Genomic DNA, 24,179 nt, shown 5'->3' with positions numbered 1-24,179 from the left:
TCGGATGACCGACGCCGTCACGGCCTTCCGCGCCGATGTTCCGCAGGCGGCACTGGACGATCTGCGCCTCAGGTTGCGCCGTACGCGCTGGCCCGAGGCGGAGACGGTCAGCGACTGGAGTCAGGGCGTCCCGCTGGCGGCGCTGCGCGATCTGTGCGCCTATTGGGCGGACGGCTATGACTGGCGGCGGTGCGAAGGGGCGCTCAATGCCCTGCCCCAGTTCACCACCGCGATCGATGGTCTGTCGATCCATTTCATCCATGTTCGCAGTCCCCGGCCCGACGCGCTGCCGCTGATCCTGACCCATGGCTGGCCGGGATCGGTGCTGGAGTTTCTGAAGGTGCTCGGACCGCTAACCGATCCCGCCGCCCATGGCGCGCCGGACGCGCCAGCCTTCCATGTCGTCATCCCCTCGCTGCCAGGCTACGGCTTTTCGGACAAGCCGACGGCCGCAGGCTGGGGCGTCGAGAGGATCGCGCAAAGCTGGATCCAGCTCATGCGCCGCCTCGGTTATGACCGCTTCGCCGCGCAGGGCGGCGACTGGGGGGCGGCGGTCACGACCGCCATCGCCATGGCCGCGCCGCCCGAATGTATCGGCGTCCATTTCAACATGCCGCTGGTATTCCCGGAGGAAAGCGACTTTGCCGACCTGACCCCGGCCGAGGCCAGAACGGTCGAGCGGATGCAATATTATCAGGAGCATGATTCCGGCTACGCCAAGCTACAGGGCACCCGACCGCAGACGATCGGCTATGGGCTGGCGGACTCGCCCGTAGCGCAAGCCGCCTGGATCTACGAGAAGTTCCAGGCGTGGACCGACAATCAGGGCGTGCCGGAGAATGCGCTGACACGGGACGAAATGCTGGACGTGATCAGCCTCTACTGGCTCACCAATAGCGGCGCGTCATCCGCGCGGCTCTATTGGGAAAGCGCCAATGCGTTTCAGGCGCGTCAATTGGACCTGCCGGTCGGCGTCAGCATCTTCGCGCAGGAGATTTTCCGTCCATCACGGCGCTGGGCCGAACGCAGCTACCCGCGCCTCATGCACTGGAATGAGCTGGATGCCGGCGGCCATTTCGCGGCCTTCGAGCGGCCAGCGCTGTTCGTCGCGGAATTGCGGGCCTGCTTCGGCGCGATGCAAGGGTAGCGCCTGCCGCAATCCCCCTACCGCCCGGCAGGCTCGATTCGTCCTCCGTCGATCAAAATTGCCTCCGCATCAGGATCGTGCCGGATGACTGCACCGATGCAGAGCGGCGGCGCAGTCCAAAAAAGAGAGAGGATAATGCATGAGCGAGCCTGCCGTCGCCCCCCTTGCCGTCATCGATCGGCATCTTGTCCCCCGCCCCTATCCCGCCCGCACCGCGCCCCTGCCCCACGGTCGCTTCACGCCCGACGCCGCATGGCTGGGATCGTTGCTGGCCAACAAATATCCGGGCGTCGTCGCGCAATCGATGGAGGTCGTGCAGCTGTTCGACAGCCACACGACCAAATTGCGCATCGTGGTGGACTGGAACGAGGCCGGGCGGGCCGCCGGCTTGCCGCGCAATCTGTGCATCAAATCCAACTGGTCGGGCATGTTCGACGATGTCGACATCCATGCGCTCGAAGCGCGCTTCTATCATTTCCTGACGGACAAACTCACAGCCAATACGGCCACATGCTATTATGCCGACTGGGACGATGACGGCTCGGCGCGCGGCGTCATCGTGCTGGAAGACCTTATCGACCGGGGCGGCACGTTCGGCCACTCGACCCAGCATGCCGGTGTCGACGGGGTCGCGACCGCGCTGGCGGATTTGGCAAAGCTGCATGCGGGCCTGTGGGAAAGCCCGTTGATCACGCCCGAAGCGGCACCCTGGCTGCCGACATCCATGGCGGTGCCGGTCGATTATGACCAGGTCCGCATCATGTGGCACTGGATCGAAGAAAATTTGAAAGACCCCAATTTCCGCGCCATCGCACCCAGACATTATCTGGACGACGCGCGCAGGGTCGAGCGCGCCTATGACCGGCTGGTCGCCTTCGAGCGCGCCTTCGACGCGCCCTATTGCATCATCCTGGGCGACTGCCATCAGGGCAACACTTACATCCTGCCCAATGGCGAGCGCATGTGGGTCGACTGGCAACTGGGCCGGCGCGGGCGGCCATGGCGCGACCTTACCTATTTCACCATCGGATCGCTGACGATCGAGGAGCGTCGCCAAAATCATCGCGACCTGATCGCCCATTACCGCGACTGCCTGATCCGGGAAGGCGCGACCAATGTCATCGACCTCGACACCATCTGGAAGGAACAGGTGCCGCGCTGGGTGATGTACGGCATCCAGGCTTGGGTGGCGAACATGGACTATTGGGGCCAGAACGGCCTGCCGATGAACGAGCGGTTCTTCGCTGCGGGCGAAGATCTGGGCAGCTGGAAATTGTTGGGCGAATGACGATCATGCCCCTGCCGCGCTCGAACCGCGGCAGGGGCATCGATTTAACGGCGGCGTTTAGGCGCGGTCAGGCGCTGCGCGGCGCTATGAAGGACGCAATGCGCGGCTGAACGCGCAAGTCCGCCGGCACATGGTCCGGCCCGATGCGCCGATCGATTTCCTCCTCGAACCAGTAAAGCGCGCGCTCCTGATAGCCGGCCCAGATCGAAGGGATCGTCCCGTTGCGCAGCGATTGCTGGATATTTTCGAACAGGCACAGATCCTCGGACAGGATATGTTCGGTCGCCGCGCGCATCCCCTGCCAGTAGAGCTTGTCCTCTTCGCTGTCGGTCGACCATCCCATCTGGCGCACTTCCATGACAGACCGGTCGGACCCCATCGGCCAGAAGCATTGCAGGTTGAATCCCACCGGATCGAGCGAGAAAAATGTGTTGGGAAAGGTCGGCAGCGCAACCGTATTTTCCAGAAATACCGGCGCGATGTCGTCCGGTTTGACCGGCGGGGTCTTGAACAGCGACTCCCCGCCCTTCTTCCGCGTTCCGAACCGCATATGACCGCCTTCATAAAGCGCGATCACGAAACTGCGCGAATCCAGATGCGGCGCCAGCGTCGTGGGATGGACCGTGTTGACATGATAGATCTCAAGGAAATTATGATAGGCGATTTTCCAGTTGCACGCCATTTCGACGAAGAAATGATCCTTCACCACCATGCGCTCCAGCGGATATCCTTCCGTCAGCGCCACGAATTCCCCCAGGAAATTCTGCAACGGCTCAGCGTCGTCATCGAAATTGATGAAGATGAAGCCGCGATAGGTATCGCACTTCACTTCGATCAGACCGTTTTCCGCCTTGTCGAGACAAGCGAAATCATGCTGGCTGGGAACCGATTTGAGGGTGCCTTCAAGGTCGTAGCCCCAGGCGTGATAGGGGCAGATGAAGCGCATGGCGCGCCCCTGTGGCTCAAGCAGAAGCGGGGAACCGCGGTGCCGGCAGGCATTGTGAAAGGCCCGGATTCGACCGTCCTTGCCGTGGGAGAGAATGACCGAGCGGTCCAGATGCTGGAACAGGCGGTAGGAACCGGGCGCGGGGAGGTCGGACGCAATGCCGGCCAGCAGCCAGGTGCGATTCCAAAGCCTGTCCTTTTCCAGCGCTTCGAAACGCGGGTCGGTGTAGCGGCCGGCTGGAATCGGAGGAAGGGCCGGAAAATCGCTGGGATGCTCGGATCGCTTCAACTGCTCCTCCATTGTCCGGTTGAGCAATTCCAACGCAGCTTCACGCATAGCTCTCTCCTGTAAAAGCCCGCAGGCTCCGTTTCAATCAGACTGGCCACATCACGGTTCAAGGAACCTGCAATTGGATAGGGTCATCACTGTCATAGTCCAGGCAAGCTGATAGCCCTCTGTTCCGATGAGTATGCTTATGGCCTTGAAACATCCCACATCCACGGACGGAATCACCGTCGATTATATCAACCAGCTACTGGCCACGGCGGGCACGGGCGCAACCGTCACCGACATGCGCATCATCGACGCCAAAACCTATGGCGAGCAGATGGTGTCGACGGCGGGGCGCGTGGCGATCGAGGTCGATTATAGCGATGACACGGCCCCTGACCTGCCCAACCGCCTGGTGCTCAAGCTGACCCGGGCGGTCGATGAGATCATGGCCCCCTTCTACGCCAATGAAGTGGCCTTCTACCGGGGCATTCGGCCGGAACTCGCGATCGAAGCGCCGCGCTGTTTCGGTGGCGACTTCAATGCCTCCACCACGCATTTCGGGCTGTTGCTCGAAGATCTGGCCGTGCGCGGCGCGACCTTCCCCAATACGACCATGCGGACCGGCCCGGACGATGTGCGGGCCTTGCTGGATCAGCTGGCCCGGCTGCACGCGCGCTTCTGGGAATCGCCCCGCTTCGGCGCGGATCTTGCCTGGGTCGAAACCCATGTCGAAGGCGCGGTTGCAACGATGATGAACGAACTCGCGCCCGCCTATATTGCGCATGAGGTCGAGACCGAAAATTTCAAACGGGAAATGGTGCAGCGGCTCCGCACCACGCCGGACAAACTGCTTGCGGGGGTGCAAGCGGTTCAGCGACATCAGTCAACCCTGCCCCAGACGCTCTTGCATGGCGACACGCATCTCGGCAACAGCTACCGCCTGCCCGACGGAACGGCAGGCCTGCTCGACTGGCAGCTCATGGTGCGCGGCTACGCGATGCACGACATCAACTATATCGTGACCACCGGCCTTTCCATTGCGGACCGGCGGGCGCATGAGCGCGATCTTCTGGGCTATTATCTGGATCGCCTGGGGCAGGAAGGCGTCGCACGCCCTCCTGCCTTCGACGATGCCTGGGCCGAATATCGGCGAACCCTGATATGGGGCGTCTATATCGGCTGGCTGACGACCCCTGTCGTCAATTATGGCTGGGAGATCAACGTCATGAACCATCTGCGGCTGACCACCGCCTATGAGGATCTCGAAACCGCAAAACTTGTCGACGCGCTGTTTTGACGGCGCGCTGACGGACTACAACTGATTGCTCCCCGATGCGGCGAACAGCCGCTGGAAATCGACCATCGTGGGCTGGTGGGCGGTAAAGCCGCCGTCCACCGGGATCATCGCGCCGTTGATGAAGCGAGACTCGTCCGACGCCAGGAAGGCGACGACATGGGCGATGTCGCGCGGGCTGCCCAACTCCGGGTTGAGATGATGGTCGAGCAGCACATCCTTGACCGCTTGCGGCGTCGTTTCGACGGCCGTCTCGCTGAGGACGAAGCCGATGGCGATCACATTGGAGCGGATGCCCTGCTTGCCATATTGGGTCGCGAGGAAGCGGCTGAGGTTGATGAGCGCCGCCTTGGACGCGCCATAGGCCGTCAGCGTCATTTCCCCCAGCAGGCCGAAACCGGACGCGGAATGGATGAGCGACCCGCCGCCCCCGACGATCATAACCGGCAGCGCATGTTTGCACAGCAGCATCGGCCCTCGCGCATTGACGGCAAAGGCCTTGTCCCAAGCGCCGGTGTCGAGATGGACGACATCGCGATCGAGCCCGCGCTGCTCGGTCGTCTGATAGGCGGCATTATTGTGGAGGATGTCGATCCGCCCGTGCCGGCCGGCGATCCGCGCAACCGCAGCGGAAACGCTGTCCTCGTCGGTCAGGTCGAACGTCTCCGCTTCGGCACGGAGATTCTTGCCGCGCAGCGAATCCGCCGCCGCCTCCACCCGATCCGCCAATATGTCGGAAAGGATCACGGTCGCCCCCCTCTCGGCCAGCACGGTCGCCACCTCCAGGCCGATGCCCTGCGCCGCGCCCGTCACGATCGCTACGCGACCATCCAATGATCCCACCATTTCGCTTCCTTCTATCCACGTGACAAACGCTGAGCGCCAACCAGCGATACCTAACCGCCTAGGGCGGATCGAAACAATAGGCGCAGATCTTGTTGCCGTCGGGGTCCAGCAGATAGGCGCCATAGGCGTGGGGCACGGCGCCGCGGGGCCCCGGCGGCCCGGCATCCTCGCCGCCCGCAGCCAGACCAGCGCGATGAAAATCATCGACCGCGCGGCGATCCGGCGCCTTCAATCCCAAGGTCGCACCATTGCCGCATGTCGCCGGGCCCTGAAGCGGGCGCAGGATCAGCAATTCGGGCACCCGTCGTCCATAGCCGACGCCCTGATCCAGAAACGGACCGAGATTGACGATCCCCAGCGGCGCAAGCACCGCATCGTAGAAACGGGCGGATCTTTCCAGGTCGTTGCTGCCAAGGCAGACATGCGTGAAGATGCCCATCGCGCCCTCTATCCGCTCACTGTGCCCGGCTCATGCCTTCCAGCATATCGGCGACATAGGGCGTGTGATGAACGATCCCGCCATCCACGCCGATCACCTGCCCGGTTATGAAGGCCGCGCCATCCGACGCCAGAAACAGCACCGCACCGGCAATATCCTCCGGCACGCTCTCGCGCGGGAGCAGGACATGCCGCTGGATCATGGCGATCTGATCAGGGGTCATCATCTCCCGGGCCAGCGGGGAGAGCACGAGGCCCGGCGCGACCGCGTTGACCCGGATGTTGAACCGGCCGAACTGCACCGCCGCATTGCGGGTCAGCGCGTTCACGGCCGCCTTGGACGCGGAATAGGACGGATTGTTGATGTCGCCAGTCAGCGCCACCCCGGTCGAGGTGTTGATGATTGAGCCGCCGCCGCCCGCAATCATGTGCGGCGCGACCGCCTTGATCATCAGCATCGTGCCCCGCGCATTGACATGAAAGGCGCGATCCCAGGTCGCGGCGTCGAGATCGAGAAGCGAGCCATCGGCGGCCATCTGCTCCAGCCGCGTGTCGGCCGCATTGTTGTGGAGGATGTCGATGCGCTGATGCTGCCGCATCACATCTGCGACCAGCGCCGTGATGCTGTCCTCCTGCGCGAGGTCGAGCGCCATCCCCTGCGCCCGCCCGCCCGACGCCTGAATAGACCGGGCGACGGCTTCTGCCCGTTCAGCCGCAATATCCGCCAGGATTACCGTCGCACCGGCCTTTGCCAGGGCCCGTGCGCAGGCCTCCCCGATATTGGCCCCCGATCCGGTGACGATAGCGACCCGTCCCGATAAATCCGTCATGGGCATCTTCTCTCCTGTCCGTCATGGGCGCCGCACCATCGGGCTTCCGCCGCAGCGGGACGCTGCCACGGCAGGCGCCCGGCGATACCTAGACAAAGATAGGTTTGGCGGAATTGATAAGCCGCGCATCTATGACGCTCCTCAAGCGGAGAGCCCTTCATGAGCGTCACCATCTTTCAACTCGACCGGTCCCGCTCTGAACGGGCGGTCTGGCTGATGGAGGAAGTGGAGTGTCCCTACGACATTCGCTTCTTTGCGCGGCTGGAAACGCTCGCGGCGGAGCCGGCCTACAAGGCTTTGCATCCGCTGGGTTCTTCGCCAGTGATCGAGGCCGACGGACAACGCATCGCCGAAAGCGGGGCGGTCATGGACTATCTCGCCACGACGCAGGGGAACGGTGCGCTCCGCGCCAATCCCGGCGACCCGGACTATGCTGACTATCTTTTCTGGTTCCATTTCGCCGAATCCTCCCTGATGCCCGCGCTGGTGACGGAGATCATGGCCGAACGGGCAGGCATCGCGCAGGATCATCCCTCCCGCGTCGCAGGTCGGGCTCATTCAGCGCGCCTGCTGAAACTTGTCGACGACCGGCTGACGCATGCCCCCTATATGGCGGGCGACCGGTTCACGGCGGCCGACATCATGATGACCTTTCCCTTCACCACCACGCGATTGTTCATGTCCGTCGACGTGGAAGGACATAAGAACATCGCCGCCTATGTCGGGCGGATGACGGCGCGTCCGGCCTATTGCCGGATGCGCGACATTGTCGACCATCCCCCGATCGCCTGACGGATCAGCGCATAGCCAGCTTTTCCGCGCCGCCCGTGCGTACCCGATCTCCCATATGCGCGCGGGCGCGCTCCTCCTCCGCCAGGCCGACGGCGGTCGGATGCTGAACATCGTCCTTGGTGAGGCGGGGTGTCGCGCGATCCCATTGAGTGATGCGTATCCCATCAGGCTGGAGCAGGCCGCTGGTCGCCAGCAGGGTGTCGGCGCCTCGCCACGCTTCCAGGGCCGCCGCCGGATCGTTGATCCTGTAGATCGCGACATAGCGATGGTCGGGCGTCATCGGGATCATCTGGCCAAAGGTGCGAAAGGTCAGGAAAGCAGCCGATTTGACGCCGGGTCGAACGGCCGCTTCACGAAAATAGCTTTCCGCATAGAATCGTCTGAAATGGTCGCCGCCGTCCGCAGGCGGGTTCAGTTCCTCCAGGATGACGCCGCCGGAATGCCCGACGTCCGGATCATTGTCCTGAAAGAGCAGCGGATAATAATGAAAGTCATAGAGCAGGCTGTCATCGATGGCGTCCGATACCTGCATCCGCGACGTCAGCGCATTGTCCAGATGCTCGCGACTGAAGCGCACCGGATCGAATACGTCGTAGAGGGCGAGATATTGCCAGTCGAAGCCTTCGGGCGGACAGGGTTGCTCCCCGGCAAGCCGGAAACGCTGCGCGGTGACCGATCCCCGGAAACGCAGCGCATCGCGAATATGGATGTTGCTGTACCAATCCTCCATATCGGCCTCCCGGCCCGGAACGGCTTTGGTCAGCACGATCAGCACGGCATCGATCATCGCTTTTGCCTTCCCTCTCCTGATTTCTGTTCTCTCAGCCCTGCCGGACGGGCGGCGCGAAAGGCGTCGGCGCCCCCATCGTCGCCCGATAGGACAGGGGCTGCTTCCCGTCCGTATCCCTGATGCCGTACCGCTCCCCCAGTTCCGCGCCGATCAGCGCCTGGCCCGAAAGGGCGGCAAGGTCCGGGTCCTGCGCCAAGCGATCGAGGACAAGGCCTGAAAATTCCGGCGTTTCCCAGTGGGGCATGGCGGCGCGCAGGTCTTCGGGGATCATGTCGGACGGCATGGCCTTCACGGCGTCGGTCAGGATGAAGCCCGGCCAGAGAGACACGACGGATACACCGTGCGGCGCAAGATCGACAGCCATGTCGGCGGTCATCTTGTCCGTCCCCGCCTTGGCCGCGCCATAAGCCGGCCCGTGGAAATAGGATACCGCGCCATAGAAGGAAATGCTGGCGATCAGACCCCTGCCCGCCGTCACCATCAACGGCGCCGCATGATAGGCCGCGACATAGCTGGAGCGCAGGCCGATGGTGATCATGTCCGCCAACCTGAGCGGCTTTTCCCAGAAGCCGCCCGGCGCGACTAGGTCGAGCCCGTAAACGGCGGCGGCATTGTTGACGAGCAGGTCCAGCCTGCCATCCGTCCGCTCGGCCAGTTGCGCGAACGCTCTTTCGACCGCATCATCATCCCGGTGATCGCATAACAGCGGGATGCCCTTGCCGCCCGACTGTTCGATTTCTTCCACGACCGCGGCAAGCTGCGCCTGATCGCGTCCCGTGATCGCCACCACATGACCGCGTGAAGCCAGGCCCCGCGCCATGCCGCGCCCCAGCCCGCGCGTCGCGCCTGTCACCAGTACTATCTTTTCGCTCATATCCTGCTCCTATCCTTAATATTGACATCGCCACGAGGGACAGGGCCTGACCTGTCCAACGGCAGAGGGGCGAATGCCCTTCAGTCGAAGCGCGTCGCCGGTAGGACGACATGGCGGGCGGCCTCGCCCAGCGCGGTCGGTCCGAACAGTTGCAGCCGCCGACCCTCGATGGTCGCGAGCAGAGCGATGAGCGCGGCGTCCTCCTCCGGTCCCGCTTCGAGGATATACGCTTCCAGCGCCTCGGCGGCGTCGGCCCAGCGGTCGAAGCGGCGGCCGAGCAGGGCGGACACATCGGCGAGGTTGCGCGCCACCATGTCCGCCCCATGATCATCGGCGCGCCGTACCCATTCTATCAGTTCGGCGACCTGCGCCTTGTGCGTTTCCGCCGCCTCTCCCGTCACCGGCAACGCCCCGAGCGTATCGACCAGTTTGGCCAGAAGCGGCGCATTGTCGCCCGTGCGCTGTTCCAGCGGCGACAGTTCGGGCAGCGCATCGCCGGTCAGGTGCGACAGCGCCAGCAAGATGGAGCGGCGCAGCGCGAGATCGAACATGAGATAGACCGAATGCGGATCGCCGGGGCATGGCTTGCCGACCGTCCCTGTGAACTGCATCGTGCCGAGCAGTGAGAATTGCAGGACATGGAAAACCACCGCGTCATGATCGACCGGTTCGCCCGTCGCTTCCTCATAATAGCGCACCAGCTCCGGTAGCGGCGCACCCAGCGGCTCATAGCTGTTGCGCATCCCCATGGTGGCGATGTCGACCAGTGGATCGCCGATCATCGAAAATTCGAAATCATAGAGCTTGGTCATCGCCCCCTGATCGACCAGATATTGGCCCGAATCGAACTGGATGAAGCTGGCGCGATCGCGGTGCCGCGGTACATTGCGGCGCAGCCAGCCGATGACGAATTCCAGCAACGGCTCGGGCCGGCTCTTCGTCCGCCGATAATGCGGCATATAGGCGTCGAGGCCGACCAGCGCGATCGCCTCGGCGCCCTCGGGCCGGTGCACGCCGACGGCCATGAAGGGTTCGACCGGCAACCGATGCATCGCGGCGACTGCCTCCATATAGACGCGGCCGATGGCGCTTTTCGTCGCGGCATTGAGCGCCGAGAAATCGCGCGTCCCTTCGATCGCCTCCATCACGATGCAGGGCGGATCGGAGAGATAGCCGTAAATCTCCGGCACCGGCAGCCCCTGGCCGTGCAGCACGGCGATAACGTCCGCCTCGCGCTTGAGGTCGGGGAAGATCGATACGTCGCCGCCCCGGTCGCCGCGCAGGTGCAGGCGGCGGACCGTCCCTTCCCTTTCTATATCGACGAACCAGGACGGGCGCCAGCGGACGAGGCGTTCAAGCCCGACGACCTTGCCGCCGGTCAGTTGCTCGACAAAGGCGGTGATTCGGCCGACCCCGGCATCGTCATAATTGTTGAGCGGCGCGGCATTCGTCACTGCGCGCCCTCCCCCGCCGAAAAGGCTTCGGCCACGGCGCGGGTGTCCATATATTCCTTGCCGGATACGATCTGCCCGTCCCGGATGATCAGCAGATTATGATAGTCGTTGCGATAGACCCGGTCCGGAAAGACCATCTCGCCCCGGACTTCCACAGCCACCCGATCCCCTTCGGCGGTGATCGCGATCACCTCGGCCGTGCGCTTCTGCGCGCTCAGCAGTCCGCCCTTCACGCTGGCGATGAAGTCGGCCCGGCTCATGTCGCCATGACCCAATATCCACCACTGGCAATCGGGATGCTGAAGCGCTTCGATCGTCTCGACATCGCCCTCTTCCACGGCCCGCATATAGCGGCGGGCCACTGCCTTGTTCGCCTCGATATCGCTCATCACCCTCTCCGATGCTTCTATGCCGCCGAATTCGCCGACGGTCGTGGCGGACTATTGCCCTTGTGCAGGCGCAACCGCCGTCAGGAACCCTATCCATGGGCGGGTGGCCCTCGCGCGATCGCTCCACAATCTTCGCTCGTACAAGAAAGTGGAGGGGGAGAGCGCATGACGACCAAGAGCATGATGATGAAGCTATGCACCTATATGGGCGCAATAGCCGGGACGATGATGTTCGTTGGCATATGGCCGGTCGCGCACATGTTCCCGCCGCTCGACCCGTCCATGCCCGCAGCAGAGGTCGCAGCCTATTATCGCAGCCACCAGACCGGCATATTGGCGGGCGCCATCCTGATCGCCTCTTCTTCCGTGCTGTTTTTCCCCTTCCTCGCCGCGATCGCCACCTTCATGAAGAAGATCGAAGGGCCGATTGCGCCCTTGACCTGGGCTTTCGTGATGGTCGTGGCCTTCGGCTTCGTCACCCTATTCTTCGCCGGGTTGATCTTCACGGCGGCCGCCTATCGGCTCGACCGGCCGGACGCCGTCGTCAGCACGCTGAGCGATATCGCCTTTCTGCTGTTCGTCATGCCGGCCGTACCTGCCTTCGTACAGAATCTGCTGACCGGCTTCGTCATTCTGGGCGATCGCCGCGCGCAACCCATCCTGCCGCGCTGGCTGGGCTATATGAACCTCTGGACCGGCGTGCTGCTGCTGCCCGGACTGGCGATCGGCCTGTTCAAGACCGGACCTTTCGCCTGGAACGGCGCCCTGGCTTTCTGGCTGCCCGCCGTCGTATTCGGCATCTGGTTCAACCTGATGATTGTCGCCATGCTCGGCGCGATCAAGCGCGACGCGCTGGGTGGCGAATAATGGCGGCGTCGCAAGCGGTTGCCTCGTCTCCGCGCGGCCATGTGCCGGGCGAGGAAGGCGTATGGGTGTTCATCGGCGGCGACCTCATCGTCTTTGCCGTCTTCTTCGTCACCTATGCGCTCGCCCGGCAGCAGGAACTGCCGCTGTTCGAAAGCGCGCAGGCGCTGCTCGACCGGCGCCTTGGCCTGCTCAACACGCTGCTGCTGCTGACCAGCAGCCTGTTCGTCGCGCAGGCCGTCGCGGCGGTCCGCCGGGGCGACGACAGGGCGCGCCGGTTGCTGCTGGGGGCGATCCTTCTCGGCAGCGGCTTCGTCATCGTCAAGGCGTTCGAATATTCGGCCAAGATCGCGCAGGGCTTCACGCTCAACAGCAACAGTTTTTCGATCTATTATTATATGTTTACCGGCATCCATCTGGTGCATGTGCTGATCGGGCTGGGCGTGCTGTGCTTCACCTTGTCGCGCTTCGACCGGGCCGGCCAGATGCAGGGGGGCGTCGCCCTGATCGAGGGGAGCGGCGCCTTCTGGCATCTGGTGGACCTGCTCTGGATCATCCTCTTCGCCCTCCTCTACCTGCTCTAGGAAAGCTGTTTCATGGCCATGATCTGGCGTAGCCGCATCACATGGGTCTGGGCGATGCTGATCGCCGCAACCTTTCTGTCATTCGAAACGATGGCATTGGGCAATGCCTTTCTGCTTCGCTCCGTGATCCTCGTCATCGCCTTCACGAAAGTTCTGCTCGTCGGCCGCGAGTTCATGGAGTTGCGGCACGCGCCGCGCTGGCTGCTCTGGGGATTCCAGAGCTGGGCGATCCTGACCTGCCTGGTCCTTATCGCCCTGTTCCGCACCTGACGCGATCAGACCGGCACTTCCGTCCCGCCTGCCGCGGCCTCGTCAATGCCCATCTTGCGCGTGAGGTCAGCCATATCGAGATATTCGCGCCAACGCGAAATCAGCCCGGCGTCGTCAAACTCATAGATGGCGACCATTTGGTGCGGACAGGGCCGTCCCATGATGATGGCGGTATCCGACCGCTCCTGCATCACCATCCGGTCGTTGGAGAGGATGTTCACTTCATTGCACTTGTTGTTCGTGGCGAAGGCCATTTGCCGCTCGATCTCAGCGCGCAATGCCGTCTTGCCCTTCACGACAGGACCGCCGGGAACCCAGAGCTGCCATTCGGCGTCCTCCGCCATCATCGACAGGATCTTTTCGACATCGGGCCTGCTGGCATCGCGGCCGTCGCCCCAGGCATCGCAAAATTCCCGCACCTTCCGTTCCAGTTCCACGCTCATCATCCTCTCCTTTTTCTGATTTCATCCTGCCTGATTTTGCCGTTCATCCGGGGGACAAGGCCCGCGTGACGCTGATGAACGGCACGGTGCAGCTCTGACCGCCATCGACCGGATACAACATGCCGTTGACATAGCGGGATTCGTCGGACGCGAGGAACAGCGCCATGGCGGCAATATCCTCGGGTTCGCCGATGAAGGGCGTGTTGAGCACCTCCAGAAACAGCCGGTCCATCTCGGGCGTGGACCATTGCAGCTTGGCCGGCGTCTGCGTCGGACCGGGTAGGATCGCATTGCTGCGGATGCCCCGTTTGCCATAGGTGGCGGCGATCGCCTGCACGAACCAGTTGAGCGCAGCTTTGGACGATCCATAGCTATAGGCTGTGATATCCCCGCCCATGGAACTGCCCGATGAGGTGGAGATGATCGACCCTGCGCCGCGCTCCAGCATGTGCGGAATGGCGAGCTTGCTCGCCAGAACGGCGCCCAATACATTCACTCTCAGATTGGCGAGGAAGATGTCGGGATCGAAGGCCAGGAAATCCATGTCGCGCATGGCGTGGTCCTGATTGACGTATAGCGCATTGTTGAACAGCACGTCGATGCGGCCGAAATCCGCGACGGTCTGGCCGATCATATGTTCCAGATCGGCCTGCTCGCCAACATCGACGGTCATCGCGCGCGCCGACCCGCCGGCGTCGACGACGGCCTGCGCGGTCATCTCGGCAGCTTCGGCGCGAATATCCGCTACGATCACCGTCGCGCCTTCCCGCGCGAACATCAGCGCGCTGGCGCGTCCGATGCCGCTCCCGCTGCCGGTGATGATGCAAATCTTGTTGGCAAGGCGGGTCATTCTGCTTCCTCTCGCTTTTTAATTCATAACCGGCGGCGGCTGCACGTTGGTATCAGCGCAGATCATACTTCCTGATGGACAGGATCAGTAGGTAGGCACGGCTGCGCTGGGGATCGGCCTCGACACGGGCCGCGACCCGCTGCACCAGACTGGCCATCAGTGCGTCCCGATCACGGGACGCATCGACCCGCGCCAGGAAGTTGGGGCCGTTGGCCGCACCCATCATGGCTGCCCACAGCCGCCCCAGTTCGGCCGCATCGCCGGATCGCTGATAAGCATCCCAATAGGGATCAGGGGACGGGATCGCGGCGAGATGCTCCAGTTCCAGTTCGGGCACCAAGCCGGCATCGAAAGGCGCTTGTATCTGATCGGGCGAACGCCCCGCGGAGGGCGCCGTCATCCTTAGCGTCTCATCGGCGCTGAGCAGTCCTTCACCCTCCATGTCGACGATCGATTGCCAGAAATTTCCGGCCATCCATTCGAAGCCGTGGCTGTCGGGCCCCCTGCCCATGAACTGACAGATCAGGCGTCCTCCCGGCCGCAATTCGACAGCGCGCGCCTTCAGGAAGGCCAGCCAATCCTCCGCCAGCACCGCCTCGACGGCAGCACGCGCCTGCGCGGACCGACTGAAAATCGCCCAGCCATGATCCGCGACGTCGACCGGATTGCGGCTCATCCAGTGCAGCGCGTTGGAGGACCAGCCCAGATCGACGCTGCCGGGCGGCAATATCGCATCGAAATAGGATCGGCCGATCGCGGATGGAAAGACGCCCTGTCGGCCGTTCAGATAGCTGGCCGGATCCCGGTCCAACAGGCCGAACAGCGAGGTGAAATCGTTCGATGGCAGATCCGTATGCACGACCTGCACAGGCCTCCGCGCGTCGTGCGCGCGAACCAGATCGATAGCTGTCGCCATCGGCGCCATCGAATTGCGTCCTTGCGACGCGCCATAATCGACAATGGTGACGGGACCGACAGAACCGTCCGCAATGGCCCGCGCCGCCGCCTCCAGCAGGGCAAGCGCGGATTGCAGATTGGCCTGTTGCAGACCCGAATGGCGGTTGTAGAGCCCGTCCCCCGCCATGGCCGCGACAGCGGCGGGATCAGCCATAAAATGCCTCCGCGATGCGCTGCGTGTAGATCGCGCTTTTTTCGGGCGACAGGCCATAATGGGGGATCACCGGCGTAATCGCGTCGGCCAGGGCGGCGCGCCGCGCGACCCGGCTGCGCACCTCATCAACCGTTCCAACCACGGCGATGCTTTCCACCATTTCGTCGGAGCAGGCCGCCGCCATACCCGCCATGTCGCCCTGCGCGAAGGCGGCCTGGATCGCCGATGCCTCGCGGCCGAAACCGATTTCCTCGAAATAGCGCAGATATTGGGGTGACTGGCTGTAATAGGCCACGGTCCCTCGGCAATCCTCAATCGCCTCGCGCCTGTCGTCGGAAATCGCCGTGAATATCGAAATATTGAGCGAGAAGCCCTTGCGCGCCCGCCCGGCCCGATCCAGCCCGGCCTTGATCTGGGCTGCCACTTCCCGCTCGATCCAGGCATCGTTCCACAGCGGGTGCCCGAGCAGCCCGTCGGCAATTTCCGCCGCCTGCGCGCAGGCCTTCTGAAACACCGCCGGCAGGACGATGGGAATGTCGCTGCGCACCGGCTTGTGCAGCAGGCGGAAGTGTGAAAGGTCGAGACGATGATAGTCGCCCGCCAGTTCGGTGAGTTCGCCCGTATGCCCGCGTGCGACGATGGCGCGGATCATGCCCACGATCTCGCGCATATGGGCGAGCGGCTTGCCATAGGCGCTGCCGAACGATCCCTCGATCTGGCTCTGCGCGCTGGATCCCAGCCCCAGCACCACCCGGCCGTTGCTAATGAGGTCCAGGTCGATGGCGCTGCAAGCGGTTTCCAGCGGACTGCGCACGAACGCCAGCGCGATGCCGGTCCCCAGCTTGATGCGCTGCGTGGCCGGCGCGACGGCGGCCAGCGTCGTAAAGGGCGCGCCGAAAATCTGGGGCGCCCACACCCCTTCCACGCCCGCCGCTTCGTAGCTCTGCGCCAGCGCCGACAGATCGGCGCCCGGCATCGGGACGATCTGCGCCCAGACAGCCTTGCGATCGGTCATCCCCATCCCCCTCTAAAAGCCGCTTGTGTCGAAATAGTCGCGCCAGGCGACGATATGGGGGCCGTCCATTTCCAGCGCGCCCATCAGCCGCAGCGAAAGCATTTCCTGCCCGTCCGGTCCGTAGAAAATATCGCTGCGCTCGGTCAGGACCACATTGCCGGCGGCCGCCGCATGATGGACGACGACCGCGCAGCGTTCGAAAGGAATCCGGCCCAGAAAGCCCTCGACGAACTGCCGCGCCTGATCGATCCCGACAGTCGTCGCCACGCCGACATTTTCCCAACGGGTATCCGCCGTAAACCGGCGCTCCATGGCGGACAGCATGTCGTCGCGCGAGCCGCTGCTTTCCCGAAAAAACGCCAATGCTTCGTCCAGTGGACCGGGCATGTCACCCCCTGCTCCTGTGTTGCGCCGGCATCATGGCGCGGGGCGGCCGCCTTCTACCCTGCCGAAAGATAGCCATTGGATTTTGATGGAGGGATCGGCACGCCATCGGGCGGAAAGGTCATGCTGAGAATAGTATGTCCTCCCCATAACAGCGAATCGAGCGGCCAAATATCGGGCGTTGCCTATACTCCGCGGCAAAGCTGAGAGGAGTTTTCATTGATGAGCGCCGTCGACGAACTGATCACCCTTGCCCGATCACCGGATCCGTTCCGGAATGCCCCGGACAATCTGGCCGAACTGCAACTGGAAGCGGCGCGGGAGCGCTTTGCGGAGCGCCGCCAGCAGATCAGGGTGCTCGACAAGCGGGCGAAGGAAGCCGGTATCGACAGCATCGACAGCCTGGCCGATCTCGTCCCGCTCCTGTTCGCCCACACCAATTATAAGAGCTATCCTGAAGCGTTCGTCGACAATGGCCAGTGGAAGCATATGAACATATGGCTCGGTACGCTGAGCAGCCATGCCACCGACAATATCGACGTTGCGGATGTGCGCGACATCGACGAATGGCTGGATCGCGCCAGGGCGGCGGGCCACCATGTCTTCGCGTCGAGCGGGACGTTGGGCAAATCCTCTTTCCTCAACCAGTCGACGCAGGACCGCGACCTGTCACTCGCCGCTTGTCTGGCAGCGGCCGACCTGTCGACACCGGCCTATGTCCCCGATCATGGCCGCTCGGTCTTCACCATGATGCCGCCGCGCGGCACCCACAAGATGATCGACTTCTGCAACGTCCATTTCCCGCGCTGGGCAGCGCCCGGCGAATTTCATCGCCTGAGCGACTATCCGATGCGCGCCTTCGACGCCATGCGTCCCGCGCAGCTGCGCCGCCTGCTGGCGGCCGGCAAGGTCGGTCCCGGTGAGATCGCCGCCTACGAGGCGGAGGTCGAGGCCCGCCAGCAGGCGCGGGCGGGCGAGTTCGACGCATGGATGGACCTGCTTGTCAGCCGCCGGGATCGCCCGCTTTATATCGGCGTCATGTATGGCGTCGCCTGGCAGATCGTGCAGGCCCTGCGCGCGCGCGGGATCAAGGATGGCGATTTCCATCCCGACACGCTGATGAGCTTTGGCGGAGGCACCAAGGGGGCAGCGGTCCCAGCCGACTATAAGGAACAGATTATGGGCTTTTTCGGCGTCACGCCGGACCGCATCACCAGTTCCTATGCCATGGTCGAAATGAGCGGCTTCTGCGCCAAGATCCAGCCGACCGAATCCTATGCGGTGCCGCCATGGATCATCCCCCTCATCCTCGACAAGCCTGGCGAAACGCTGCTGGGCACGACCAAGGATACGGGCCGGGTGGAAGGCCGCATGGCATTCTTCGACATATTGGCGGACGGCCGGTGGGGCGGCATCATCTCCGGCGACAAGGTGCAGGTGGAATTCGGCTCCGGCCTGGAAGGCGTGAAGACGCCGGTCGTCCATGCCATCGCACGCTACGCCGATCTGGAGGAGGGCGAGGACAAGCTCAGCTGCGCCGGATCGATCGATTCCTACGTGCGCGGATCGATCACCGCGCCCCAGCCGGTCGCGGCCTGAACGACAGGAGGCAGACATGCTGCATGAAATTATCGCTGATAATGATCGGCTGCTCGTTCCCCATGTGATAAAGGGCGTGGTTCAACTCGACGCCGCCGTGGAGCATCGTTCGCGGGCCAGCGGCTCGACGGTCATGACCCCGTCGATCGATCTGGACTCGCTGATCTGGCCACGCAGCCAGCCCGGTCCTGCCTTCGACACGCCGCTTGCGGAGATCGTGGATTTCCTCGTCGAGGTCGGCAAGGCGCTCGATTTTGACCGGAATATCCATCTTCAGGAGGCCGCGGCCTATAATCTGCGCTGTAACAGCCTGGGGGCGCGCATCCTTGAGAATTGCTACCGCGACATCGCCTGGTTCTTCACCCGCGACGCGGTCGAGGCGGAGGCCGAACAGTCGCTGGGATCGCTTGACCTGCTGGATGGATGGGCGCGACGCGACATTCAGGGCACGGCCTTCGACATCCGCGCCTTCCCGCCGCGCATGGTGCATGTTCTCGCCGGCAACGCCCCGATCGTGCCGCCGGTCACGATCGTCCGAGGGGCGATCAGCAAGGGCGTCCACCTGCTGAAAATGCCGTCCAACGACATGTTTACGGCGACCGCCCTGCTGCGGACGATGGCGGATGTCGGCCCCAACCATCCGGTGACGCGGTCCTTTTCCGCCGCTTACTGGCGCGGCGGCGATGCCAGCATCGAAAATCACATCCTGCGCTCGCAATATTTCGACAAGCTCGCCGTCTGGGGCGGCGAGGCGGCGGTGCGCCATGCCATGCAATATGCCGCGCCGGGCTTCGAGATCATGTCCTTCGATCCAAAGGTGTCCATCTCGCTGATCGGTCGCGAAGCCTTTGAGGGCGTCCCCCTCGAGACCATCGGCGAGAGAAGCGCGGCCGACATCATCGCCTTCAACCAGGATGCGTGCAGCTGCGCACGCTTCCAGTTCATCGAGGGATCGGACGATCAGGTCGACCGCTATTGCGAAGCGCTGGTGGAGGCGATGGGCCGGGACATCCGCTACGGCGCGGGGCCCGACGGCCCGCTGCCACCCGCCATGCTGATTGAGGAACTGGACATGCTGGGCAATCTGGAACCCATCTACCGCCTGTTCGGACGTCCCGACGGCCGGGGCATGGTCATCCGCTCCAGCGAACCGGTGTCGTTCAATCCGGGCGGCAAGCTCGTCAATGTCGTCACCGTCGATCGGCTTGCGGACGCGATCCAGTATGTCACCGTCGCGACCCAGTCGGTCGGCGTCTATCCCCCCTCCCGCATTGCCGAGGTGCGCGATGGGCTTTCTTCGGCGGGCGCCCAGCGCATCGTCGGTCTCGGCAACATCAACACCGGAAAATTCGGCGGCCTGCCGCACGATGGGGGATGGCCAGTGCACAAGATGATGCACTGGGTCGTCACCGAAGCAGCGAAAGATTGAACCAGATCATGACACAGACGACTATTCAGGCGCTGTCGCTCGACAGCTATCGCCTGCTCGGCCGCTCGGGCCTACGCGTTTCTCCGCTGGCGCTGGGAACCATGACCTTTGGCGAGGAATGGGGCGCGGGCGAGCAGGAATCCCGCCGGATCTTCGACAGCTATGTCGATCAGGGCGGCAACTTCATCGACACGGCTGGCTATTATGCCGATGGCGCGTCGGAGATATTGACGGGCAAGTTCGCGGAGGCGAAGCGCGAACGGCTGGTTCTTTCCACCAAATATTCGCTGACCCGCTCAGTCGGCGATCCCAATGCCGCTGGCAACAGCCGCCGCAACATGGTGCAGACGGTGGAAACGAGCCTCAAGCGACTGAAGACGGACCGGATCGACCTGTTCTTCCTCCATGTCTGGGACGATATGACGCCTGCGGACGAGATTTTGCGCGCGTTCGACGACTTGGTGAGGCAGGGCAAAATCCTCTATCTTGGCCTGTCGGACACCCCTGCCTGGCAAATGGCCCGGTTGCAGACCATGGCAGAATTGCGTGGCTGGAGCCAGTTGGTGGCTTTGCAATCCGAATATAATCTGGTGGAGCGCACGGCCGAGCGTGACCTTATCCCCGCCGCCAAGGCGCTGGGTATCGGCGTCATGCCCTGGTCGCCGCTGGCGAGCGGCATGTTGTCGGGCAAATATGCGACGGGCGGCAGCGCGCATGCGGGCGAAACGGGCGGCCGTGGCTTCCTGCTCGAAGCAGGGGGCCGCGTCGATGCGCGCGTGGTGGCCATCGCGGATGCGGTGAAGGCCGTCGCCGACGAGATGGGCGTCACTTCGGCGCAAGTGGCGATCGCCTGGACCCTGGCCAATCCGGCGGTCATATCGCCGCTGCTGGGCGCACGGACGATGCGGCAATATACAGATAATGTCGCCGCGCTTGGCGTCACGCTGGAGCCAGCGCAACTGGAACGGCTGGATGCGGTGAGCCGCACGCCGCTCGGCTTTCCGCATGATTTCCTTGCCTCACCCTTCATTCGCCATGGACTGACGGGCGGCACGAATATCCGGCCGCGCGCCTGATCAGGCGGCGCGGATCAGCCTTCCGGGACGCGCGCCGGTGTCGGCGCCGTCCCTCCGGGTTATCACGCCGCTGACCATCGTGGCGCGATAGCCGGTGGCGAGCTGCGCCAGGCGACGCCCGCCGCCGGGCAGGTCATGCACGACATGGGGGGCATGCAGGCGCAGCGCACCATGATCGATCAGGTTGATGTCGGCCTTCAGCCCCGGTTTCAGCCGCCCCCGGTCCCGCAGCCCCAGAAAATCAGCATTGTCCGCGCTCAGAGCCTTGACCGCCGCCGGGATCGTTAGTTGCTCGCCAGCCCGATCGCGGGTCCAGTAGGCCAGCATCGTCGTCGGATAGCTGGCATCGCAGATGATGCCATAATGCGCGCCACCGTCGCCCAGTCCCACGATGCTGTAGGGATCGCGCATCATGGCCAGGGCAGGGTTTAGCGACTTTTCCGCATAGTTGGAAAAGGGCATCAGGATCAGCGCCTGCCCATCCTGCTCCAGCATCAGATCATAGACTAGTTCGACCGGGCTGACGCCCCGCTGTCCGGCCAGCGCGGCGATGCTCTGGTCTGGTGACGGTTCATAATCGGGCTCGGCTCCGAGCCGATAGATATTGTCCCAGGTCCGCAACAAGCGATGCAGCGGCGTCGGCGTCTCGTCCGGCTCCTCCGCGATCAGTCGCTCGCGAAAGGCGGGATCGCGCATGATGGCGACCTTTTCCGCCAACGGCCGGTCCGCGATCGCGCGATAGCTCGCACAATGGCTGAACGCGTTGGCCGATGTCGACAGGCCGCACATTGCGCCCATCGGCCGGGGGAACACCTGCGCCAGCACTGGCGCCGCACCGCTGCGATTATGTTCGGCGAGCGCATCCATGGTGCGCCGCCAACCCTGCGGATCGGTCGACCATTGGGCGAGCGAATAGGTCAGCGGGCGCCCCGACGCGCTGGTCATGCGCTTCATGAGGTCGAGATCGCTGGCCCAGTCGGCGGTATCGAGATTGGGGATCATCTGCAGCACGCCGCGCCCCGCATCACCCACCGATCGGGCGATCGCCACCAGTTCGTCGCTGTCCGCTTGAAAGGACGGGATGAACGCGCCGTCACCGCGCCGGTGTACCAGCGAACGGGATGTGGCGAAACCAAGCGCGCCGGCCGCCATTCCCTCCGCCACCAGTTGCGCCATCCGCGCGACATCCGCTGCGGTCGCCGGCTCACGGTCCAGTCCGCGCTGGCCCATCGCATAGACCCGCAGGGGCGAATGGGGAATATAGGCGCCGACATCGGCGTCCCATGCGCGCGCTTCCAGTGATTTCAGATAGTCTGGGAAGCTCTCCCAGTTCCAGGGCAGGCCCTTGGCCATCACTGCTTCGGGAATGTCCTCCACCCCCTCCATGACATTGACCAGCGCCTCGCGATCCTCCGGCCGGCACGGCGCGAAGCCGACACCGCAATTGCCGATAACGACGGTGGTGACACCATGGTCGGTGGACGGCACCAGACTGTCCGACCATGTGACCTGTCCGTCATAATGGGTATGAACATCGACGAAGCCGGGCGTGACGAGGAGGTCGCGGGCGTCGATCTCCTCTCGCCCCTGCCCGACGTCAGCGCCGATCTTCGCGATACCTCCATCAACGATGGCGATGTCCGCCTCGAACGGATCGCCGCCCTGCCCGTCGACGATCGTACCGCCCCGGATCACCAGATCAGCTTCTATCATGTCCATGGCTCTCCTCAGCCTGCCAGCGCAGCCAGCATCTCGCCCGATGCCTGTTCTTCCGTGACCCACTTCACCATGCGGCGGACCGGCTCGATCGCGTCCTGCCTTTCCATATTATGCTGCATCGTCGCAGCCCCGCCCAGCGATACGATCCGCTGCGCGCCCTGAAAGGCGAGGCGGTCGCGCAGCTCGTCCTTGAGACTTTCGGGAAAGATGCCGATCGTCTGGGTATAGGCGTTGACCGCGCTGACGGCCGTTTCCCGGCTGTCGATGGGCACGATATTGCCCACCCGGCAGGCGAGCGTGCGCGAAAAATCGACCGGATATTCTTCCTGGCTCACGATCACCGCGCCTTCGTTGGTGCGGCCGCCGAAGATGCGATAATCCTCGTCGTTGAGGCGGATGCCGTCGATCTCGGCCTTGAGCGCACCGTCAAACGCCTTGTGCGGCGTGCTCAGATGATCGGGCAGGCGCTGGAGAGCGTCGAAGGTCATCTGCCCCAGCCGATTGGCACGCTCCAGCCCGGCTTCGTCCGTGCCGCATTCGACATAGATGACGCGTGCGGACACGCAGCCTTCCTGATTTTGCGCGCCGATATCGAGCGCCAGACGGCGCGCCACCTGCTCCAGCGTCTCCTCGTCGGCGAAGGCTTCGCGACCGATGATCGTCCCCGACAGCTTGGGGTCCTGGGTGATGAGGTCGATGCCCGGTTGCAGATAGCGCGTGATATGCTTGACCGAATCGAACCCGCCCCAGGCAACGATCTTCTCGACGCCGCGCGGATCGTAGATTGCCGACTCCACCTGATCGTCGCCGCCTTTCCAATAGGCGACGGAGACATGTTTCGACAGCGGATGGTCGGGGTCCATCTCGACCATGGTGCGCACCAGCGCGGCGGCCGTCAGCGGATCGTTGGACGGCAGCTTGATGATCGCGTCGGACCGGGTCAGCGCATTGCGGATCACCGTCAGGATTGACACGATCGGCGCATTGCCGGCAATGACGTGCACGGTCCGCGCACCGAAGGCGCGCGTGCGGGCGGTCAGACCCGGAAATCTGCCAGCCCCCTGATCCACCCAGCCTTCCAGATAGTCGACGCCGCAGGAGCGTTCCATCATCCGCCGCATTTCGGTCCGATCGAAAGCCGCGCCGATATGTTGGAAATGGACACGCAATATGCTCTCCGACAGACCGGAGGTCAGGCAGGACAGGCGAAACGCCTCCTGCAAATGCCGGTTCTGACCGAAATCGAGCCGCTGTCCCAAAGCAACGAGGAAATCGAGTATCTCCTCGAAGCTCAGTGCATAGAGATCGGCCATGGCTGAAGGCGTGCGCAACGGCAATCGCGCGACATGCTTGGCGATGTCGGGCGCCGAAAAGCTGACACCGCCCCGGCGGCCGCCATAGTCGATGTCGGCATCGTCGATAATCTGGCCCCGGATGATCAGGGGCACGCGGAATGGATCAGTCATGGCTCTAC

At 63.6% G+C, this 24,179-nt stretch carries 25 protein-coding genes; 10 read left to right on the top strand and 15 right to left on the bottom strand.

Annotated elements, in window-relative coordinates; genetic code table 11:
- Positions 1 to 4 precede the first annotated feature (4 nt).
- The gene (locus A0J57_RS00790) at positions 5 to 1,147 is read left to right on the top strand and encodes an epoxide hydrolase family protein (protein WP_044662219.1); all 1,143 of its coding nucleotides are present in this window, start codon (positions 5 to 7) and stop codon (positions 1,145 to 1,147) included.
- Positions 1,148 to 1,286: 139 nt separating this feature from the next.
- Positions 1,287 to 2,435: a phosphotransferase gene (locus A0J57_RS00785; protein WP_044662218.1), complete on the top strand. Its 1,149-nt coding sequence runs from the start codon at positions 1,287 to 1,289 to the stop codon at positions 2,433 to 2,435.
- Between the two features lie 67 nt (positions 2,436 to 2,502).
- On the opposite strand, the gene A0J57_RS00780 is transcribed toward A0J57_RS00785, so the two are convergent.
- Positions 2,503 to 3,717, bottom strand: coding sequence for an aromatic ring-hydroxylating dioxygenase subunit alpha (locus tag A0J57_RS00780; RefSeq protein WP_044662217.1), 1,215 nt, complete (start codon positions 3,715 to 3,717; stop codon positions 2,503 to 2,505).
- 139 nt (positions 3,718 to 3,856) lie between these two features.
- Between A0J57_RS00780 and A0J57_RS00775 the strand changes: the two genes are divergently transcribed.
- The gene (locus tag A0J57_RS00775) at positions 3,857 to 4,951 is read left to right on the top strand and encodes a phosphotransferase (RefSeq protein ID WP_044662216.1); all 1,095 of its coding nucleotides are present in this window, start codon (positions 3,857 to 3,859) and stop codon (positions 4,949 to 4,951) included.
- A 15-nt stretch (positions 4,952 to 4,966) separates the two neighbouring features.
- Here the strand turns inward: A0J57_RS00775 and A0J57_RS00770 are convergent, their stop codons facing one another.
- Genes A0J57_RS00770 through A0J57_RS00760 form a run of 3 tightly spaced genes read right to left on the bottom strand, consistent with a single transcriptional unit; the run spans position 4,967 to position 7,062 of the window.
- Positions 4,967 to 5,794 carry an SDR family NAD(P)-dependent oxidoreductase gene (locus A0J57_RS00770; RefSeq protein ID WP_044662215.1) on the bottom strand — a complete coding sequence of 276 codons (828 nt, stop codon included), beginning with the start codon at positions 5,792 to 5,794 and terminating at the stop codon, positions 4,967 to 4,969.
- 58 nt (positions 5,795 to 5,852) lie between these two features.
- Positions 5,853 to 6,233 (bottom strand): VOC family protein, encoded by a 381-nt coding sequence (locus A0J57_RS00765; RefSeq protein ID WP_044662214.1) that lies wholly within the window; start codon positions 6,231 to 6,233, stop codon positions 5,853 to 5,855.
- Between the two features lie 16 nt (positions 6,234 to 6,249).
- Positions 6,250 to 7,062, bottom strand: coding sequence for an SDR family NAD(P)-dependent oxidoreductase (locus A0J57_RS00760; protein ID WP_235600735.1), 813 nt, complete (start codon positions 7,060 to 7,062; stop codon positions 6,250 to 6,252).
- A 159-nt stretch (positions 7,063 to 7,221) separates the two neighbouring features.
- On the opposite strand from A0J57_RS00760, the gene A0J57_RS00755 reads away from it, so the two are divergent.
- On the top strand, positions 7,222 to 7,854 hold the full coding sequence (locus A0J57_RS00755; protein ID WP_044662212.1) for a glutathione S-transferase family protein: 633 nt from the start codon (positions 7,222 to 7,224) through the stop codon (positions 7,852 to 7,854).
- A gap of 4 nt (positions 7,855 to 7,858) precedes the next feature.
- On the opposite strand, the gene A0J57_RS00750 is transcribed toward A0J57_RS00755, so the two are convergent.
- From A0J57_RS00750 to A0J57_RS00735, 4 genes are all read right to left on the bottom strand, one after another.
- Positions 7,859 to 8,641 (bottom strand): hypothetical protein, encoded by a 783-nt coding sequence (locus A0J57_RS00750; RefSeq protein WP_044662211.1) that lies wholly within the window; start codon positions 8,639 to 8,641, stop codon positions 7,859 to 7,861.
- Positions 8,642 to 8,675: 34 nt separating this feature from the next.
- On the bottom strand, positions 8,676 to 9,518 hold the full coding sequence (locus tag A0J57_RS00745) for a dehydrogenase/reductase SDR family member 1 (protein WP_044662210.1): 843 nt from the start codon (positions 9,516 to 9,518) through the stop codon (positions 8,676 to 8,678).
- An 80-nt stretch (positions 9,519 to 9,598) separates the two neighbouring features.
- Positions 9,599 to 10,972: a phosphotransferase gene (locus A0J57_RS00740; RefSeq protein WP_044662209.1), complete on the bottom strand. Its 1,374-nt coding sequence runs from the start codon at positions 10,970 to 10,972 to the stop codon at positions 9,599 to 9,601.
- Positions 10,969 to 11,361 (bottom strand): nuclear transport factor 2 family protein, encoded by a 393-nt coding sequence (locus A0J57_RS00735; protein WP_044662208.1) that lies wholly within the window; start codon positions 11,359 to 11,361, stop codon positions 10,969 to 10,971. The genes A0J57_RS00740 and A0J57_RS00735 overlap by 4 nt, the downstream gene beginning before the upstream one ends.
- A gap of 165 nt (positions 11,362 to 11,526) precedes the next feature.
- Between A0J57_RS00735 and A0J57_RS00730 the strand changes: the two genes are divergently transcribed.
- The 3 genes from A0J57_RS00730 to A0J57_RS00720 are packed head-to-tail and all read left to right on the top strand — an operon-like array spanning position 11,527 to position 13,079.
- Positions 11,527 to 12,228, top strand: a complete 702-nt coding sequence (locus A0J57_RS00730; protein WP_044662207.1) for a hypothetical protein — start codon at positions 11,527 to 11,529, stop codon at positions 12,226 to 12,228.
- Positions 12,228 to 12,809 carry a cytochrome c oxidase subunit 3 gene (locus tag A0J57_RS00725; protein ID WP_044662206.1) on the top strand — a complete coding sequence of 194 codons (582 nt, stop codon included), beginning with the start codon at positions 12,228 to 12,230 and terminating at the stop codon, positions 12,807 to 12,809. Before A0J57_RS00730 ends, A0J57_RS00725 begins: the two co-directional genes overlap by 1 nt.
- A gap of 12 nt (positions 12,810 to 12,821) precedes the next feature.
- Positions 12,822 to 13,079, top strand: coding sequence for a cytochrome C oxidase subunit IV family protein (locus tag A0J57_RS00720; protein WP_017183047.1), 258 nt, complete (start codon positions 12,822 to 12,824; stop codon positions 13,077 to 13,079).
- Positions 13,080 to 13,084: 5 nt separating this feature from the next.
- Here A0J57_RS00720 and A0J57_RS00715 read toward each other — a convergent pair whose 3' ends face one another.
- The 5 genes from A0J57_RS00715 to A0J57_RS00695 are packed head-to-tail and all read right to left on the bottom strand — an operon-like array spanning position 13,085 to position 16,885.
- Positions 13,085 to 13,522, bottom strand: a complete 438-nt coding sequence (locus tag A0J57_RS00715; RefSeq protein WP_044662205.1) for a nuclear transport factor 2 family protein — start codon at positions 13,520 to 13,522, stop codon at positions 13,085 to 13,087.
- A 43-nt stretch (positions 13,523 to 13,565) separates the two neighbouring features.
- The gene (locus A0J57_RS00710) at positions 13,566 to 14,372 is read right to left on the bottom strand and encodes an SDR family NAD(P)-dependent oxidoreductase (RefSeq protein ID WP_044662204.1); all 807 of its coding nucleotides are present in this window, start codon (positions 14,370 to 14,372) and stop codon (positions 13,566 to 13,568) included.
- A gap of 52 nt (positions 14,373 to 14,424) precedes the next feature.
- The gene (locus A0J57_RS00705) at positions 14,425 to 15,483 is read right to left on the bottom strand and encodes a hypothetical protein (protein ID WP_044662203.1); all 1,059 of its coding nucleotides are present in this window, start codon (positions 15,481 to 15,483) and stop codon (positions 14,425 to 14,427) included.
- On the bottom strand, positions 15,476 to 16,498 hold the full coding sequence (locus tag A0J57_RS00700; protein ID WP_044662202.1) for an LLM class flavin-dependent oxidoreductase: 1,023 nt from the start codon (positions 16,496 to 16,498) through the stop codon (positions 15,476 to 15,478). Before A0J57_RS00700 ends, A0J57_RS00705 begins: the two co-directional genes overlap by 8 nt.
- A gap of 12 nt (positions 16,499 to 16,510) precedes the next feature.
- The gene (locus tag A0J57_RS00695) at positions 16,511 to 16,885 is read right to left on the bottom strand and encodes a limonene-1,2-epoxide hydrolase family protein (RefSeq protein WP_044662201.1); all 375 of its coding nucleotides are present in this window, start codon (positions 16,883 to 16,885) and stop codon (positions 16,511 to 16,513) included.
- Positions 16,886 to 17,104: 219 nt separating this feature from the next.
- Between A0J57_RS00695 and A0J57_RS00690 the strand changes: the two genes are divergently transcribed.
- The 3 genes from A0J57_RS00690 to A0J57_RS00680 are packed head-to-tail and all read left to right on the top strand — an operon-like array spanning position 17,105 to position 20,986.
- On the top strand, positions 17,105 to 18,481 hold the full coding sequence (locus A0J57_RS00690) for a hypothetical protein (RefSeq protein ID WP_044662200.1): 1,377 nt from the start codon (positions 17,105 to 17,107) through the stop codon (positions 18,479 to 18,481).
- 16 nt (positions 18,482 to 18,497) lie between these two features.
- Positions 18,498 to 19,910, top strand: a complete 1,413-nt coding sequence (locus A0J57_RS00685; RefSeq protein ID WP_044662199.1) for an acyl-CoA reductase — start codon at positions 18,498 to 18,500, stop codon at positions 19,908 to 19,910.
- Positions 19,911 to 19,918: 8 nt separating this feature from the next.
- A complete protein-coding gene (locus tag A0J57_RS00680) occupies positions 19,919 to 20,986 on the top strand; it encodes an aldo/keto reductase (protein ID WP_235600734.1) in 1,068 nt (355 codons plus the stop codon).
- Here A0J57_RS00680 and A0J57_RS00675 read toward each other — a convergent pair whose 3' ends face one another.
- Both A0J57_RS00675 and A0J57_RS00670 read right to left on the bottom strand, forming a co-directional pair.
- On the bottom strand, positions 20,987 to 22,699 hold the full coding sequence (locus A0J57_RS00675; protein ID WP_044663144.1) for an amidohydrolase family protein: 1,713 nt from the start codon (positions 22,697 to 22,699) through the stop codon (positions 20,987 to 20,989).
- Between the two features lie 14 nt (positions 22,700 to 22,713).
- Complete coding sequence (locus tag A0J57_RS00670) at positions 22,714 to 24,171, bottom strand: acyl-CoA reductase (protein WP_044662197.1); 1,458 nt, start codon at positions 24,169 to 24,171, stop codon at positions 22,714 to 22,716.
- Positions 24,172 to 24,179: the final 8 nt, after the last annotated feature.

It is taken from the genome of Sphingobium sp. 22B, assembly GCF_001580035.1.
Lineage (GTDB): Bacteria > Pseudomonadota > Alphaproteobacteria > Sphingomonadales > Sphingomonadaceae > Sphingobium > Sphingobium fuliginis.
The sequence above is the reverse complement of the archived record's forward strand: the minus strand, read 5'-3'. Positions and strand labels throughout refer to the sequence as shown.

What these genes read in the sequence shown, in the direction of transcription:
- A0J57_RS00790 (WP_044662219.1), top strand. Translation starts at nt 5, where the DNA reads ATGACCGACGCCGTCACGGCCTTCCGCGCCGATGTTCCGCAGGCGGCA.
- A0J57_RS00785 (WP_044662218.1), top strand. Translation starts at nt 1,287, where the DNA reads ATGAGCGAGCCTGCCGTCGCCCCCCTTGCCGTCATCGATCGGCATCTT.
- A0J57_RS00780 (WP_044662217.1), bottom strand. Translation starts at nt 3,717, where the DNA reads ATGCGTGAAGCTGCGTTGGAATTGCTCAACCGGACAATGGAGGAGCAG.
- A0J57_RS00775 (WP_044662216.1), top strand. Translation starts at nt 3,857, where the DNA reads ATGGCCTTGAAACATCCCACATCCACGGACGGAATCACCGTCGATTAT.
- A0J57_RS00770 (WP_044662215.1), bottom strand. Translation starts at nt 5,794, where the DNA reads ATGGTGGGATCATTGGATGGTCGCGTAGCGATCGTGACGGGCGCGGCG.
- A0J57_RS00765 (WP_044662214.1), bottom strand. Translation starts at nt 6,233, where the DNA reads ATGGGCATCTTCACGCATGTCTGCCTTGGCAGCAACGACCTGGAAAGA.
- A0J57_RS00760 (WP_235600735.1), bottom strand. Translation starts at nt 7,062, where the DNA reads ATGACGGATTTATCGGGACGGGTCGCTATCGTCACCGGATCGGGGGCC.
- A0J57_RS00755 (WP_044662212.1), top strand. Translation starts at nt 7,222, where the DNA reads ATGAGCGTCACCATCTTTCAACTCGACCGGTCCCGCTCTGAACGGGCG.
- A0J57_RS00750 (WP_044662211.1), bottom strand. Translation starts at nt 8,641, where the DNA reads ATGATCGATGCCGTGCTGATCGTGCTGACCAAAGCCGTTCCGGGCCGG.
- A0J57_RS00745 (WP_044662210.1), bottom strand. Translation starts at nt 9,518, where the DNA reads ATGAGCGAAAAGATAGTACTGGTGACAGGCGCGACGCGCGGGCTGGGG.
- A0J57_RS00735 (WP_044662208.1), bottom strand. Translation starts at nt 11,361, where the DNA reads ATGAGCGATATCGAGGCGAACAAGGCAGTGGCCCGCCGCTATATGCGG.
- A0J57_RS00730 (WP_044662207.1), top strand. Translation starts at nt 11,527, where the DNA reads ATGACGACCAAGAGCATGATGATGAAGCTATGCACCTATATGGGCGCA.
- A0J57_RS00725 (WP_044662206.1), top strand. Translation starts at nt 12,228, where the DNA reads ATGGCGGCGTCGCAAGCGGTTGCCTCGTCTCCGCGCGGCCATGTGCCG.
- A0J57_RS00720 (WP_017183047.1), top strand. Translation starts at nt 12,822, where the DNA reads ATGGCCATGATCTGGCGTAGCCGCATCACATGGGTCTGGGCGATGCTG.
- A0J57_RS00715 (WP_044662205.1), bottom strand. Translation starts at nt 13,522, where the DNA reads ATGAGCGTGGAACTGGAACGGAAGGTGCGGGAATTTTGCGATGCCTGG.
- A0J57_RS00710 (WP_044662204.1), bottom strand. Translation starts at nt 14,372, where the DNA reads ATGACCCGCCTTGCCAACAAGATTTGCATCATCACCGGCAGCGGGAGC.
- A0J57_RS00705 (WP_044662203.1), bottom strand. Translation starts at nt 15,483, where the DNA reads ATGGCTGATCCCGCCGCTGTCGCGGCCATGGCGGGGGACGGGCTCTAC.
- A0J57_RS00700 (WP_044662202.1), bottom strand. Translation starts at nt 16,498, where the DNA reads ATGACCGATCGCAAGGCTGTCTGGGCGCAGATCGTCCCGATGCCGGGC.
- A0J57_RS00695 (WP_044662201.1), bottom strand. Translation starts at nt 16,885, where the DNA reads ATGCCCGGTCCACTGGACGAAGCATTGGCGTTTTTTCGGGAAAGCAGC.
- A0J57_RS00690 (WP_044662200.1), top strand. Translation starts at nt 17,105, where the DNA reads ATGAGCGCCGTCGACGAACTGATCACCCTTGCCCGATCACCGGATCCG.
- A0J57_RS00685 (WP_044662199.1), top strand. Translation starts at nt 18,498, where the DNA reads ATGCTGCATGAAATTATCGCTGATAATGATCGGCTGCTCGTTCCCCAT.
- A0J57_RS00680 (WP_235600734.1), top strand. Translation starts at nt 19,919, where the DNA reads ATGACACAGACGACTATTCAGGCGCTGTCGCTCGACAGCTATCGCCTG.
- A0J57_RS00675 (WP_044663144.1), bottom strand. Translation starts at nt 22,699, where the DNA reads ATGATAGAAGCTGATCTGGTGATCCGGGGCGGTACGATCGTCGACGGG.
- A0J57_RS00670 (WP_044662197.1), bottom strand. Translation starts at nt 24,171, where the DNA reads ATGACTGATCCATTCCGCGTGCCCCTGATCATCCGGGGCCAGATTATC.